The following is a 14,404-nucleotide window of genomic DNA, read 5'->3' on the forward strand; positions in this document are numbered from 1 at the left end:
CTTGTTGGCCACCCCTTGAACTTTGCCGGGCCAGTCGGGCAAAAAAATTTTTCCAGGTCAGGAGCTCAAAACCCCAAAAAATGGGGGGCTCCTGACCTAAGTCACAAATCACTAATGCCAAACAAGATACGCATATTTGAGAAAATCTTTATTGATAAAGAAGCAAACAGCATGCCAACTCAAAAATGGCCTCCTGACCTGGAAAACACTTGCGCAGTTGCACCACAATGGGTTACAAAGATGGCGTCGGGAACGCGGTGAACGCCGAAAGGCAATGGAGACCGGATTTCCGACAACCGCTTGCTGATGTCAACGCTTTTCGTGTCGGGAACGCGGTGAACGCCGAAAGGCAATGGAGACCTGCAATAGAGAGGGGCAAGGTTTCCCTCTCTTTTGGTGTGTCGGGAACGCGGTGAACGCCGAAAGGCAATGGAGACGGAAGGCCTTAGCTCTTTCGCCCTAAGAAACTGTTGAGTCGGGAACGCGGTGAACGCCGAAAGGCAATGGAGACGCTCTGCCGGGTTAATAGGGTATTTACGGGGCCTTCCGCGTGTCGGGAACGCGGTGAACGCCGAAAGGCAATGGAGACTCTGTTTTTGTCTCTTCCTTCCCCATAGCCAGCTCCTCGTCGGGAACGCGGTGAACGCCGAAAGGCAATGGAGACGGTCCATAGCTTGCCTTTCTTTTATTTTCCTGAAGCCCGGGTCGGGAACGCGGTGAACGCCGAAAGGCAATGGAGACCCAAACGTCCAACGCAAAAAGTGTGTGCTGTCTCACTTCTGTCGGGAACGCGGTGAACGCCGAAAGGCAATGGAGACGCCACGCGGACAATTTCACGGTTCAACGCCTCCCGCAAGTCGGGAACGCGGTGAACGCCGAAAGGCAATGGAGACGACGCAACAGAAAGAAAGTCTCTGCTGCCGAAAGGAAAAAGGTCGGGAACGCGGTGAACGCCGAAAGGCAATGGAGACCGGGATTGCCCCGCAAACCTCCTTACTAATGGGGAATTATGTGTCGGGAACGCGGTGAACGCCGAAAGGCAATGGAGACAGGTCTCCCCGTTCTCGGGGACGAACCGATATGTGGGAAGTCGGGAACGCGGTGAACGCCGAAAGGCAATGGAGACAATCAGCAGAAACAGAACCTATTTATGAAGTGGTAGGTCAGTCGGGAACGCGGTGAACGCCGAAAGGCAATGGAGACCTTGGCTTTCTCTGGCCAGTTTTCCAGCGTCACCCTGACGTCGGGAACGCGGTGAACGCCGAAAGGCAATGGAGACCTCCAGAAATGTCGCTTAAGTAACGGATTGCTTTAACTGTCGGGAACGCGGTGAACGCCGAAAGGCAATGATCAGCGGTCCCCGGGCCACCTGGCCGGGGGGCCGCTGTCTGTCTTTTTGCCAGATCTTCGTCGTGCCCGCCCCATCGGGCGGCGCGGCACGGACGGGCAGGAGACACACAGTTTGAAGCAGGGGCAGTCCTGCTCAGGGGGGGCCGTGCCTTGGGGGCGCAAGTTGGGTGTAACTTCGGCCCGGCTTCTGGCGTCTAGTGAATGAACCCTTGTTACAACGTTACAACGACGCCCAGAACATCGTAACCATTGACGCAATCTCAAGGCTATGAAACCCACATCCTCGCGCTGGTTGTTACTGGCAGGCTGCGGCGGGCTGTGCCTTGCCGCGCATTTACAAGCTCAAGACTGGCCCCAGTGGCGGGGGCCAAATCGGGATGCCCGCGCGGCCAGTTTTGCCGCTCCGGCCGCCTGGCCCAAGGAATTAAAGGCGGCCTGGAAAGTGACCGTAGGCGAAGGCGTGGCCAACCCTTCGCTGGTGGGGGATCGGCTCTATGTCATCGCCCGCCAGGAAGGCAAAGAGATCATGCGCTGCCTGGAGGCTGCCACGGGCAAGGAATTGTGGCAGGATGCTTATGAAGCCCAGGGGGCCACCGGGCCGGCCGCCAGTTTCAGCGGGCCGCGCGCCACGCCGGCGGTGGCCGGCGGCAAGGTGGTGGCCCTGGGCGTGCGCGGGGTGTTGTCCTGCTGGGACGCCAACACGGGCAAGTTGTTGTGGCGCAAGGAGGAATTCACCGGCTCGCTGCCGCGCTTTTTCACCTCGGCTTCGCCCTTGCTGGTGGACGGCCTGTGCATTGTGCAACTGGGCGGCGGCAACCAGGGCGGGGTGCTGGCCTATGATTTGAACACCGGCCAGGAGAAATGGCGCTGGACGGGGGATGGCGCGGCCTATGCCTCCCCGGTGCTGGCCACGGTGGATGGAGTCAAACTGGTGATTGCCCAGACGGATACCAAGATGGTGGCGGTGACGCTGGCGGAGGGGAAACTGGTCTGGGAGGCCCCCTTTGCGGTGCAGGGCCGCGGCTACAACGCCGTGACCCCGCTCGTGGACGGCGCCACCATCTTTTATGGCGGCTCGGGCCGCGGCATGACGGCGGTGAAACTGGCCCGCGAGGGCGACAAGTTCACGGCCACCGAATTGTGGAAGAGCAGTGACATCAATTTGCAGTTCAACACCCCGGTGTTGAAGGATGGCTGGTTGTATGGCATCTCGGCCCGCAATGAGATTTTCTGCGCCAGCGCCAAGGATGGCAAACTGGCCTGGAGCGTGCCGTTCACCGGCGCGGCTGCGGCCGAGGCGGCCCCGCAACCGCCCGCTCCCGGCGGCGGCGGGCCCGGGGGGGGCCGGGGCGGCCGCGGCGGAGGCGGCATGGGCGGCGCCGGGTATGGCTCGGTGGTGGACGCCGGCCAGGTGTTGTTGGCGCTCACGCCGGCGGCGGAGCTGGTGGTGTTCGAGCCGAACAGCCAGGCCATGAAGGAAGTGGCCCGGATTAAATTGGACGCGGCGCAAACCTATGCCTATCCCGTGGCCTCGGGCGCGCGGATGTTCATCAAGGATCGTGACTCCATGGCGCTGGTGAGCCTGAAATGAGCCTTCGCCGATGGGGCAGGGTTGCTGCCCGGGCGGGCGGAGCCTTGGCCCGCCTCCGGGGAACGGGCGGCCCTCCCTGTGGCTCAATAGCTACCGGAGATGTAATGCGTGAGCTGCTCGATCACCTGGCTCTGCGTGGTGATGATCCAGTTGACCAGGTCACCGATGGAGAGCACCCCCACCAGTTGATCCTTTTCCAGCACCGGCAGATGGCGGATGCGATGCTGCGTCATGAGCCGCAGACATTCCTCGACGGTGGTGGTGGGGGTGACGGTGATGACGGGGAAGGTGAGGATTTCCCGGACCCTGGTCTCCTTGGAGCTTTTCCCCTGCAGGGCCACCTTGCGGGTGTAGTCGCGCTCGGAGATCATGCCCATGAGGCGCCCGTTTTCCACCACCACCAGCGCGCCGACGTTGTACTCGGCCATTTTGCCGATGGCCTCAAAGACGGTCTGGTCGGGGCCGACGGAATAAACGGCCGAATGTTTTTTCTGCTGCAAGACGGCGCTGACAGTTCCTGTGAATGCCATAGCTCAACCTGGTTCCATGTTTAACCCGCCAGGGGCTGGTTTCCGCAACCAGCCCTCCCGTGCCCCCGGCCAGACGGAGACACCACCTCCGCGGGCGCGAGGGCATGGCTGACGGGACAACTATAACGTGCGCGCGACATTACGCAACCGGCTTTCGTGCCGTAATGCTGGCGGAGGCCGCCACCTCGCCCGCCCCCGGCATCCAATGATTTAGCAGCTCGCGGCTGTTGGGCTTCAGCTCAATCTGGATCTCCACGAAACCGGCGCGTTGAAGCAGGGTTGTCCACTCGGCCACGGTGGCCGCCCCGGCCACGCAGCCGGTGAGGGCGGCCCAATCGGTTTTCAGCTTCTCCGGCATCGGTTGCACGGCCACGATGTCCGTGATCGCAAGCCCTCCGCCGGGGCGCAACACCCGGAAGGCCTCGGCGAGCACCTGCGCTTTGTTGGGGGAGAGGTTGATGACGCAGTTGGAGATGATCCAGTCCACCGAGGCATCGGCCACGGGCAGATGTTCAATTTCGCCCAGGCGAAATTCGACATTCCCGGCCCCGGCCTGGGCGGCATTCGCACGCGCCCTCGCAATCATCTCAGGGGTCATGTCCACGCCAATGACCCGTCCCGTAGGGCCGGTTTTGCGGGCAATCACAAAACAGTCAAAGCCGCCCCCGCAGCCCAGATCGAGCACGGTTTGCCCCGGCTGCACCGCGGCCAGGGCCGTGGGGTTGCCGCAGCCCAGACCCATCTCCGCCCCGGGCGGGGCCACGGCGAGATCCTCGGGACGGTAGCCCAAGACCTGCGGAGGGATGGCGCAACCGCAACCGCAGCCACAGCCAGATTCGGCCTGCAGCGCGATGGCGCCGTAACGGGCCCGCACCTGTTGGCGGACCTGATCGGCGGGCAGGAGTGGTTCTTTCATCTTCGTGCTCAGATTGGGCAACGTCCGCCGCAAAGCGCCGGCGGGGGGCGGACACACCGTTTGCCCCGCCCGGGTGTCATCCAAAAATGTGACACCGGCCCGGCCATTCCGGGCGTGCCAAGTCTGCTGCCAACCCTTAATATCTCTGCTAGCAATAATATACCAGCAGTTTTACTTTCTTAACAATCTTATGATATATCCCTCGAGGCTGATGATGATGTTGGCGCTGGCGCTGCCGCTGGCGCGCGTGGACTTGAACGCCGCCAACCCCGGCGGCCCGTTGCAGCTCTGGTATGACAAACCGGCGGCGCGCTGGGTCGAGGCCCTGGCCATTGGCAACGGCAAAATCAGCGCCATGGTTTTTGGCGGGGTGGGCCAGGAGCGGCTGCAACTCAATGAAGGCACGCTCTGGGCCGGCGGGCCGTATGATCCGGTCAACCCCGAGGCCCGGGAGGCCCTGCCCGAGGTGCGACAACTCATCAACGAAGGCAAATATCGCGAGGCCGCCAAGCTCATTGGCGCCAAGGTCATGGCCAAACCGTTGCGGCAGATGCCCTACCAGACGGTGGGCGATCTGCGCCTTGCCTTTGCGGGCAGCACCAATGCCGAGAATTACCGGCGCACCTTGGATTTGGATACGGCCATCACCACGGTGAGCTACACCGCCGGCGGCGTGCGTTATCAGCGCGAAGCCTTTGCCAGCGCCCCCGATAACGTGATCGTATTGCGCCTGACGGCCGAGCCGCCCGCCCGGCTCGCCTTCACCGCCAGCATGCGGACTCCCATGGCCGCCACGGTGACCACCGAGGGCAACGACACCCTCGTCATGCAGGGCATGGGCGGCACGGCCCAGGGCATCAAGGGCCAGATCCGTTATCAGGCCCTGGTCAAACTTCTGCCCGAAGGCGGCCAAATGACGGCCGAGGGCGGCACAGTCACGGTGACCAATGCCCGCGCGGTCACCCTGCTCATCGCCGCGGCCACGAGTTACAAGCGCTTTGACGACGTCAGCGGCGATCCGGAAGCGGCGGCCCGGGCCGCCATCGCCGCCGCCGGCAAGAAAACCTGGGCCCAATTGCGCGCCGCCCACCTGGCGGATTATCAGCCGCGCTTCCGGCGGGTGACGCTGGACTTGGGGCAGACGGAGGCCATGCAACTGCCCACCGACGAGCGCATCCGGCGTTTTGGGCAGGGGAATGATCCCCAACTGGCCGCCCTTTATTACCAGTTTGGGCGCTACCTGCTGCTCAGTTGTTCCCGGCCCGGCGGCCAGCCCGCCACGCTGCAGGGGTTGTGGAATGAAAGCATGAGTCCGCCGTGGGACAGCAAATACACCATCAACATCAACACGGAGATGAACTACTGGCCGGCGGAGTCCGGCAACCTGGCCGAATGTGTGGAGCCGCTCATCGCCATGGTGGAGGAACTGACAATCACCGGGGCGCGGACGGCGCAGAAAATGTATGGCGCGCGCGGCTGGGTGGTGCATCACAACACGGATTTGTGGCGGGCCTCGGCGCCGATTGACGGCCCGCAATGGGGCATGTGGCCCTGCGGCGGCGCGTGGCTCTGCCTGCACCTGTGGGATCGCTACGAGTACAGCGGCGATCCGGCCGTGCTCCGGCGGATTTACCCCGTCCTCAAAGGGGCGGCGGAATTTTTCGTGGATACCCTGCAGGAAACCCCGGACAAAAAATGGCTGGTCACCAATCCCTCGCTTTCGCCGGAAAACGCGCATCCCTTCGGCACCTCGATCTGCGCCGGCCCCACGATGGACATGCAGATTTTGCGCGATCTCTTTGCCTGCACCATCAAGGCGGCCACGCTGCTGGGGGTGGACAAGGATTTTTGCCGCCAGCTTGCCGCCACGCGCGCCCGGCTGGCCCCCAACCAGATCGGCAGCGCGGGGCAGTTGCAGGAATGGCTGGAGGACTGGGACTTGAAGGCGCCGGAGCGACGCCATCGGCATGTCTCCCACTTGTATGGCTTGTATCCCGGGCGGGACATCCACCGGCGCGACACGCCCGCCCTGGCGGAGGCGGTGAAGAAATCGCTGGAGCTGCGCGGGGACAAGGCCACCGGCTGGGCCACGGCCTGGCGCATCTGCCTCTGGACCCACCTGGGCGACGGCGACCACGCCTACCAGATTTTGCAGCATCTCCTCAGCCCGGAGCTGACCTATCCCAACATGTTTGACGCGCATCCGCCCTTCCAGATTGACGGCAATTTCGGCGGCGCGGCCGGCATTGCGGAAATGTTGCTGCAAAGCCGCGTGGGCACCGTAACCGAGCCGTTGCAAACCGCCGCCCGCCCGGAGATCGAGCTCCTGCCTGCCCTGCCCAAAGCCTGGCCCAATGGCCGCGTTACCGGCCTGCGGGCGCGCGGCGGGTTCGAGGTGGACATCACCTGGCGCGAGGGCCGGCTGGTGGAGGCGGTGGTGCGTGCGCCGCAGGGGGGCGCCGCCCAACTGCGGTATGGGACGGCAACGCGGGACATCAAGCTGGCACGCGGCGGGTCCTACAAGTGGAATGGCCGCTGAGCGATAAATCAAACCTGTAACTACCATGCAAAACTTGATTATGAAAACCTGTCATCTCTGGATCCTGTGCGGTCTGTGGGGGCTGTGGGCGGTTTCGTCCACCGCGGCGGAAAACACCAATCCTCCGCCGCGGGGCGGCGGCTTCGGCGGCGGCATCACCTTGACTGCCGATGACAAACCGGCCTTTCCCGAGCCGCCGCCGGGCATTGACAAACGCCGGGAGGGCGTGCCCCAGGGCCGGCTGGAGATGATCCAGTACGAGTCCAAATCCGTGGGCGCCACCCGCAAAATGCAGGTGTACACGCCGCCCGGTTACACCCCCGACAAAAAATATCCGGTCCTCTATCTGCTCCATGGCATCGGCGGGGATGAAACCGAATGGCAGCGGTTTGCGCATCCGGACATCCTGCTGGAAAATCTGCTGGCCGAGGGCAAGGCCGTGCCGATGATCATTGTGATGCCCAACGGCCGGGCGCAAAAGAATGACCGCGCCGAGGGCAATGTGTTTGCCTCCGCGCCCGCCTTTGCGGCGTTTGAAAAGGACTTGTTTCAGGATGTCATCCCCACCATCGAAGCGCGCTACTCCGTGCTGACCAATCGTGAACACCGGGCGCTGGCGGGCCTGAGCATGGGGGGCGGGCAGACGTTTAATTTTGGCCTGCCCAACCTGGACAAGTTTGCGTGGATTGGCGCGTTTTCCGCCGCGCCCAACACCAAACGGCCGGCGGAGCTGGTGCCCGACCCGGCGGCGGCCCGGGCGCAGATCAAATTGCTGTTCATCTCGTGCGGCAATAAAGACGGCCTGATCCGCATCAGCCAGGGCATGCATCAGTACCTCAAGGAAAAAGAGGTGCCGCACATCTGGCACGTGGACAACAACGGCCATGATGCCACGCACTGGCGCAACAGCCTGTGGCATTTCCTGCAACGGATTTTCAAGTGACCGATGGGTTGAACCCAGCCGTCGAAATAAAACATCCGACATCTGATGTCTTAAATGCTCCCATCCATGAAACTCGCGCGACGCCTCCTCCTCGGCCTCGCCTTCGTGGGGCTGGCCATGCCGCCGGCGGGCCGGTTGCTGGCCGATTACCCGATCGTGTCGCATCGCTACCTGGCCGATCCCAGCTCGCTCGTGACCAAAGACCGGGTGTACATCTATTGCTCGAATGACGATGAAAGCCCGGTCCAGGGCAGTTACAACATCCCCAACGTCATTTGCGTGTCCAGCAGCGACATGAAGAACTGGACCGATCACGGCTCGGTGTTCCGCGCCAGCGACAGCACCACGTGGGCCAAACGCACCTGGGCTCCGGCGGCGATCGAGCGCGACGGCAAGTTCTTCCTCTACTTCGGCAATGGCGGGGCGAACATCGGCGTGGCGGTGGGGGAGACCCCGATCGGCCCCTTCAAGGATCCGCTGGGCAAACCGCTGATCACTCACAACACCCCCGGCGTGCAGCCGGCCCGCAACATGTGGCTGTTTGATCCGGGCGCGTTCATTGACGACGACGGCCAGGCGTATTTGTACTTTGGCGGCAACGGCGACGACAACGTCCGCGTGGCCAAACTCAAGCCGGACATGATCACCCTGGACGGCGAGGTCATCAAAATGAACGCCACCAACTTTTTTGAGGCCGCCTGGGTGTTCAAACGCAACGGGGTCTATTACTTCACCTATTCCACCACGCCCCGCGCGCAGATGCGGATTGATTACATGACCAGCAATCATCCCATCAACGGCTACACCTACCGCGGCGTGGTGGCCGACCAGCCGCCCATCAACAACAACAACAATCACGCCGCCCAATTCGAGTTCAAGGGCCGCTGGTATCATGTCTATCACAATCGCATCGTTGCCCGCCAGGCGGGCATCCCCACCGGTTTCCGCCGCAACCTGGCCATTGAGGAGTTTGGCTTCAATGACGATGGCAGCATCAAAAAGGTGGTCTATACCACCAACGGCGTGCAGCAAATCGGGCGCGTGAATCCTTACGCCCGCGTGGAGGGCGAAACCTTCCATGCGCAGCACGGCGTGGAAACCGAGCCGGCCGGCGAGGGCGGCATGTGCCTGACCGACCTGCAGCACGGCGACTGGGTGCGCGTGGTGGGGGTGGACTTTGGCGCGCGCGGGGCGAAACAGTTCACTGCCCGCGTGGCCAGTGGCGAAGCGGGCGGGGCCATTGAACTGCGCCTCGGCGGCCCCGAAGGACAGCTTGTCGGAACCTGCAAGGTTGAAAACACCGGCGGCTGGCAGTCTTGGAAAACGGTGACGTGCGAGGTCAAAGGCGCCACCGGCGTGCATGATTTGTGCCTCAAATTCACCGGGGGCGACAAGGCGCTGCTGAATCTGGATTATTGGCAATTTGAGTAGGGGATTGGCCACGAGCCATCCCGCATGTCTTGAGACACTGATGACACGAGGAATGCGCATGTTGTGGCTTGCGGTGCTGAGCACCGGCAGCCTGGTGCTGGAGGCTGCGGTGCCGCCGGCCACTCCTGCCACGCTGCCGCCGTTATCGGCCGTGCGCCTGCTGGACGGCCCGCTGGCCGGCGCCGTGCAGGTCAACCGGGCTTATCTGCTGGCGTTGGAGCCGGATCGTTTGCTGGCCCCGATGCTGCGCGAGGCGGGCCTGCCGCCCCGCGCGCGCCCCTACGGCAACTGGGAAAGCGGCGGCCTGGACGGCCACACGGCGGGCCATTACCTCTCTGCGCTGGCCACCATGATCGCCGCCGGCGCCGACACCCCGGAAGGGGAGCTAAGTCGCCGCCTCGGATACATGGTGGCGGAGATGGCCCGCTGCCAAGCGGCCGCAGGCAACGGATACGTGGGCGGCGTGCCGGGCAGCCGCGAGCTGTGGCAGGCCATTGGCGAGGGGCGGGTGGAGGTCATTCATAAGAAATGGGTGCCGTGGTACAACCTGCATAAAACCTACGCCGGCCTGCGCGATGCCTGGCTGCTGACGGGCAACGAGCAGGCCCGGGCCGTGCTCATCCGCCTGGGCGATTGGTGCGTGGAGTTGATCGGCAAACTCAGCGATGAGCAGATGCAACGCATGCTGGCCCAGGAACACGGCGGCATGAACGAGGTGCTGGCTGACCTGTATGTCATCACCGGGCAGGAGAAATACCTGCAGGCCGCGCAGCGTTTCTGTCATCGGGCGGTGCTCGAGCCGCTGAAACGGCAGGAAGACCGCCTGACCGGCCTGCATGCCAACACCCAGATTCCCAAGGTCATCGGCCTGGCCCGGCTGGCCATGATCACCGGGGATTCCTCGGCCGCCGCCGGCGCGCAGTTTTTCTTCGAGAACGTCACCCGCCGGCGCACGGTGGCTTTCGGCGGCAACAGCGTGTCCGAGCATTTCAATGACCCCCGCAACTTCAGCGGCATGCTTGAACACCGCGAAGGCCCGGAAACCTGCAACACCTACAACATGCTCCGGCTGGCGGAGCATTTGTTTGTCCTGCGCCCGGACGCGGCGCTCGCCGACTACTACGAGCGCGCGCTTTACAATCACCTCCTCGCCTCCATTCATCCCACCCAACCGGGCTATGTGTATTTCACCCCCATCCGCCCGCAACATTACCGGGTCTATTCGCAGCCGCATCAGTGCTTCTGGTGCTGTGTGGGCACGGGCATGGAAAACCCCGGCCGCTACGGCACGTTTATCTACGCGCAATCCACCAACGGCCTCTATGTCAATCTCTTCATCGCCTCCGAAGTGAGCGTGACCAACCTGGGTCTCACCCTCCGCCAGGGAACGGCTTTCCCTGACGAGCCGCGCACGCGGCTGCTGCTCAAGCTCAAGCAGCCGGCGGAATTCACCCTGTATCTGCGGCATCCCGCCTGGGTGGCGGACGGAGCGCTGGCGGTGCGGGTGAACGGCCAGCCGGTGAGCGTTGCCTCCCGGCCCTCGTCCTATGCCGCCCTGCGCCGCCAGTGGCGGGATGGGGATCGGGTGGAGGTGGAGCTGCCGATGCGCACCACCGTGGAGCGGCTGCCGGATGGCTCGGATTGGGTGGCGTTGTTGCACGGCCCCATTGTCCTGGCCGCGCCTGCCGGCACCAACGATCTACGCGGTCTTTACGCCAATGACAGCCGCATGGGCCACGTCGCCGGCGGGCCGCTCGTACCGCTGGACCGGGTGCCTGTCTTGCTCACCACGGCGGAGGAGCTGCCGCGGTTTGTGGCGCCTGACCCCGCCGCCGGCCCGCTGCGCTTCCGCCTGACCGGCGTGGTCGAGCCGCCCCAGCCCGAGGGCGTGCCCCTGCTGCCGTTTTTCCGGCTTCATGATCAGCGTTATCAAATGTATTGGCAACTGACCACCCGGGAAGCCCTCGCCGCCCGGTGGGAGAAACTTGCCGCCGAAGAACGCGCCAAAGCCCGCCGCGAGGCCAACACACTGGACTTTGTTGCCGTCGGTGAACAGCAATCCGAGGTGGAGCACGACTTCGCCGGGGAGCGCGTCGCCACCGGCCTGCATAACAATCGGCGGTGGCGGCACGGCGAATGGTTTCAATACTCGCTGGCCACCCGGGGCGAGAAGGCCGCGGAGCTGGCCGTCACCTATTGGGGCGGTGACCAGGGGCGCACTTTTGAGATTTTTGCCAACGGCGAGCGGCTGGCCACCGAGACTTTGAACAATTCCCGTCCGGGAGAATTTTTTGAAAAGCGCTACCCGATTCCGCCGGCGGTGCTTGCCAGATCCGCCAATGGGCGGGTGCTCATCCGCTTTGCCGCCAAGCCCGGCGCGCTGGCGGGCGGGGTTTTTGATGTGCGCTTGATGAAACCTGAAAAACCGTAAAACTAGAACCGTGGCGCAAGAGAACCGCTAAGACCCGTTTTGCCAGCCAACAATACTAAATAAACACCAGAAAATAAACCCGATGAAACCCCCCCTGTATCTCGTGGCCCTGGCTGCCTGCTCCGCCCTCATGACCAGCCCGGCGGCGGAGTCACCCACGCAGGCGATGAATCCCATCATCCATGCGGATGTGCCGGATATGTGCATGGTCCGGGTGGGCGACACTTATTACATGGCCAGCACCACCATGCACCTCAGTCCCGGCCTGCCCATTATGAAATCCAGGGATTTGGTGAACTGGGAAATGGCCAGTTACGCCTACGAGACCCTGGCGGACAATGACGCGCTCAACCTGCAAAACGGGCGCAACGCCTATGGCGCCGGCTCGTGGGCGCCGAGTATTCGCCATCACAAGGGCCGGTTCTATGCCTCCACTTTTTCCAACACCTCCGGTCGCACCCATATTTACCACACCCTGGACCCGGATAAGGGGCCGTGGGAGGAGATTTCGTTTCGTCCCTCGTTGCATGATCACACGCTGTTTTTCGATGACGATGGGCGTACCTACATGATTTACGGCGTGGGCAATCTGCGCCTGGTGGAACTGAAAGAGGACCTCACCGGCATCAAACCGGACGGCATCAACCAGGTCATCATCACCAATGCCATTGCGGTGGCGGGCGCCACCGCCGGCCTGGCCGGAGAAGGCTCGCAGCTCTGGAAAATCAACGGTAAATATTACCTGTTTAACATCATCTGGCCGCGCGGAGGGATGCGCTCGGTCATCATCCATCGCGCCGATAAAATCACCGGCCCTTGGGAGGGGCGCCTTGCCTTGCAGGACAAGGGCGTGGCCCAAGGCGGCCTGATTGATACGCCCAAAGGTGAGTGGTACGCCTACCTCTTCCGCGATTACGGCGCGGTGGGGCGCATCCCGTATCTCGTGCCCGTTAAATGGGTGGACGGCTGGCCGGTGTTGGGCGTGGATGGCAAAGTGCCGGATACCCTGCCCCTGCCGTCCAGCCGCGGCCTCATCCCGGGCATCGTGGCCTCCGACGAGTTTGACCGCAAGCCGGGGGATCGCCCGCTTCCCCTGGTCTGGCAGTGGAATCACAATCCCGACAACCGCTTCTGGTCCGTTACGGCGCGCCCGGGCTTTTTGCGGCTCACCACCGGGCGGGTGGACCAGGACTTTCTCCAGGCCCGCAACAGTTTAACGCAACGCACCATCGGCCCGGAGTGCTCCGGGAGCGTGGCGGTGGACGTCTCCGGCATGAAGGACGGCGACTGTGCGGGGCTGGCGTTGTTGCAACGGAATTATGGTTTGGTGGCGGTGAAACAAGAGGGGGGCGCGCGCTCGATCGTGATGGTGAGTGTGCAGAATGGCCCGCCCACCGAGCAGGCGCGCGTGCCGTTGACGCAAGACACAGTGCATTTCAAGGCCGAGTGCGATTTTCGCAACATGCGGGACCGGGCCTGGTTTTATTATAGTCTGGACGGCAAATCCTGGACGCGCATTGGCAGCGAGCTGCGGATGACCTATACCTTGCCGCATTTCATGGGGTATCGCTTTGCCTTGTTCAATTACGCCACCAAGGAAACCGGTGGGCATGCCGATTTTGATTACTTCCGCATCCGCGATCGGATGACGGAACCGCGCCAGTAACCACCCATGACCCGTGCATGAATCGGAATTCCGCATACGTAATCCGCACCATGCCTTCGTGCATTTATTCCCGTGGCGTATGTGGCGTGTGAATGACAGCCCTGGGCGGCGTGCGCTTCTTGCGTGCGTCGTTGTGACTCTGTGCCTGGGCCTCCTGGAAGCCCGGGCGCAGTCCACCAACTTCTACGTCTTCCTCTGCTTCGGCCAATCCAACATGGAAGGCTTTCCCGGCCTTGAGGCGCAGGACAAAGGGCCGGTGGACGAGCGTTTTCAAGTCCTGGCCGCGGTGGATTTTCCCGCGCTGGGGCGGACGCAAGGCCAATGGTATCCCGCCATTCCGCCACTCTGCCGTCCCAACGCCGGGCTGTCCCCGGCGGATTATTTTGGGCGGACTCTGGTTTCCAATCTGCCGCCCCATCTCAAGGTGGGGGTGGTCAACGTCTCGGTGGCCGGCTGCAAGATCGAACTTTTTGATCCGGACAACTTCCAGTCTTACGCGGCGACCGCCCCGCCTTGGATGCAAAACATCATCAAAGGCTACAGTGGCAACCCTTACGCCCACCTCGTGGCCATGGCCAAACGGGCGCAGCAGGACGGCGTGATCAAAGGCATCCTGCTTCACCAGGGGGAATCCAATGCCAACGACCAGGAATGGCCGCGCAAGGTCAACGCCATTTACCAGCGTTTGCTCCGGGATTTGCAACTGCGGGCCGAGGATGTGCCCCTGCTGGCGGGCGAGCTGGTGCCCGCCGATCAAAAAGGCGCGTGCGCGAGCATGAACAAAATCATCCAGACGCTCCCGCAAACCATTCCCACCGCGCATGTCATTTCCGCGCAAGGCTGCGCCGGACGCGCGGACCGGCTGCATTTTGCCCCGGAAGGTTACCGGGAGCTGGGCCGGCGTTACGCGGAAAAAATGCTTGCCCTTCTGGGATATGAGGCCGGCCGTGTCCGGCAAAAAAATCCCCCCTGATCACCATGCGCTCCGCCCTGCTCAAGGCGTTTCC

9 protein-coding genes and 1 CRISPR repeat array are annotated in these 14,404 nt (G+C 63.0%); of the genes, 7 read left to right on the forward strand and 2 right to left on the reverse strand.

Annotation, left to right across the window (positions count from 1 at the left end; translation table 11 throughout):
• Positions 1 to 245 precede the first annotated feature (245 nt).
• Positions 246 to 1,354: a CRISPR direct-repeat array (repeat unit 37 nt; unit sequence GTCGGGAACGCGGTGAACGCCGAAAGGCAATGGAGAC).
• A gap of 264 nt (positions 1,355 to 1,618) precedes the next feature.
• Positions 1,619 to 2,941 carry a PQQ-like beta-propeller repeat protein gene (locus N3J91_13140; protein ID MCX8157367.1) on the forward strand — a complete coding sequence of 441 codons (1,323 nt, stop codon included), beginning with the start codon at positions 1,619 to 1,621 and terminating at the stop codon, positions 2,939 to 2,941.
• A gap of 83 nt (positions 2,942 to 3,024) precedes the next feature.
• On the opposite strand, the gene N3J91_13145 is transcribed toward N3J91_13140, so the two are convergent.
• Positions 3,025 to 3,471, reverse strand: a complete 447-nt coding sequence (locus N3J91_13145; GenBank protein ID MCX8157368.1) for a CBS domain-containing protein — start codon at positions 3,469 to 3,471, stop codon at positions 3,025 to 3,027.
• Positions 3,472 to 3,610: 139 nt separating this feature from the next.
• Complete coding sequence (gene arsM / locus N3J91_13150) at positions 3,611 to 4,387, reverse strand: arsenite methyltransferase (protein ID MCX8157369.1); 777 nt, start codon at positions 4,385 to 4,387, stop codon at positions 3,611 to 3,613.
• 190 nt (positions 4,388 to 4,577) lie between these two features.
• Here arsM and N3J91_13155 point away from each other — a divergent pair, with 190 nt between their 5' ends.
• The 6 genes from N3J91_13155 (at position 4,578) to N3J91_13180 (ending at position 14,370) form a co-directional block, all read left to right on the forward strand.
• Positions 4,578 to 6,926 carry a glycoside hydrolase N-terminal domain-containing protein gene (locus N3J91_13155; protein MCX8157370.1) on the forward strand — a complete coding sequence of 783 codons (2,349 nt, stop codon included), beginning with the start codon at positions 4,578 to 4,580 and terminating at the stop codon, positions 6,924 to 6,926.
• A gap of 40 nt (positions 6,927 to 6,966) precedes the next feature.
• Positions 6,967 to 7,869, forward strand: coding sequence for an alpha/beta hydrolase-fold protein (locus N3J91_13160; protein ID MCX8157371.1), 903 nt, complete (start codon positions 6,967 to 6,969; stop codon positions 7,867 to 7,869).
• A 66-nt stretch (positions 7,870 to 7,935) separates the two neighbouring features.
• Positions 7,936 to 9,300, forward strand: coding sequence for a glycoside hydrolase family 43 protein (locus N3J91_13165; GenBank protein MCX8157372.1), 1,365 nt, complete (start codon positions 7,936 to 7,938; stop codon positions 9,298 to 9,300).
• 52 nt (positions 9,301 to 9,352) lie between these two features.
• On the forward strand, positions 9,353 to 11,731 hold the full coding sequence (locus N3J91_13170) for a glycoside hydrolase family 127 protein (protein ID MCX8157373.1): 2,379 nt from the start codon (positions 9,353 to 9,355) through the stop codon (positions 11,729 to 11,731).
• A 130-nt stretch (positions 11,732 to 11,861) separates the two neighbouring features.
• A complete protein-coding gene (locus N3J91_13175; GenBank protein MCX8157374.1) occupies positions 11,862 to 13,397 on the forward strand; it encodes a glycoside hydrolase 43 family protein in 1,536 nt (511 codons plus the stop codon).
• A 133-nt stretch (positions 13,398 to 13,530) separates the two neighbouring features.
• On the forward strand, positions 13,531 to 14,370 hold the full coding sequence (locus N3J91_13180) for a sialate O-acetylesterase (GenBank protein ID MCX8157375.1): 840 nt from the start codon (positions 13,531 to 13,533) through the stop codon (positions 14,368 to 14,370).
• The last annotated feature ends 34 nt before the right edge of the window (positions 14,371 to 14,404 follow it).

The sequence above is a fragment of the Verrucomicrobiia bacterium genome, from assembly GCA_026414565.1.
GTDB lineage: Bacteria > Verrucomicrobiota > Verrucomicrobiia > Limisphaerales > Fontisphaeraceae > Fontisphaera.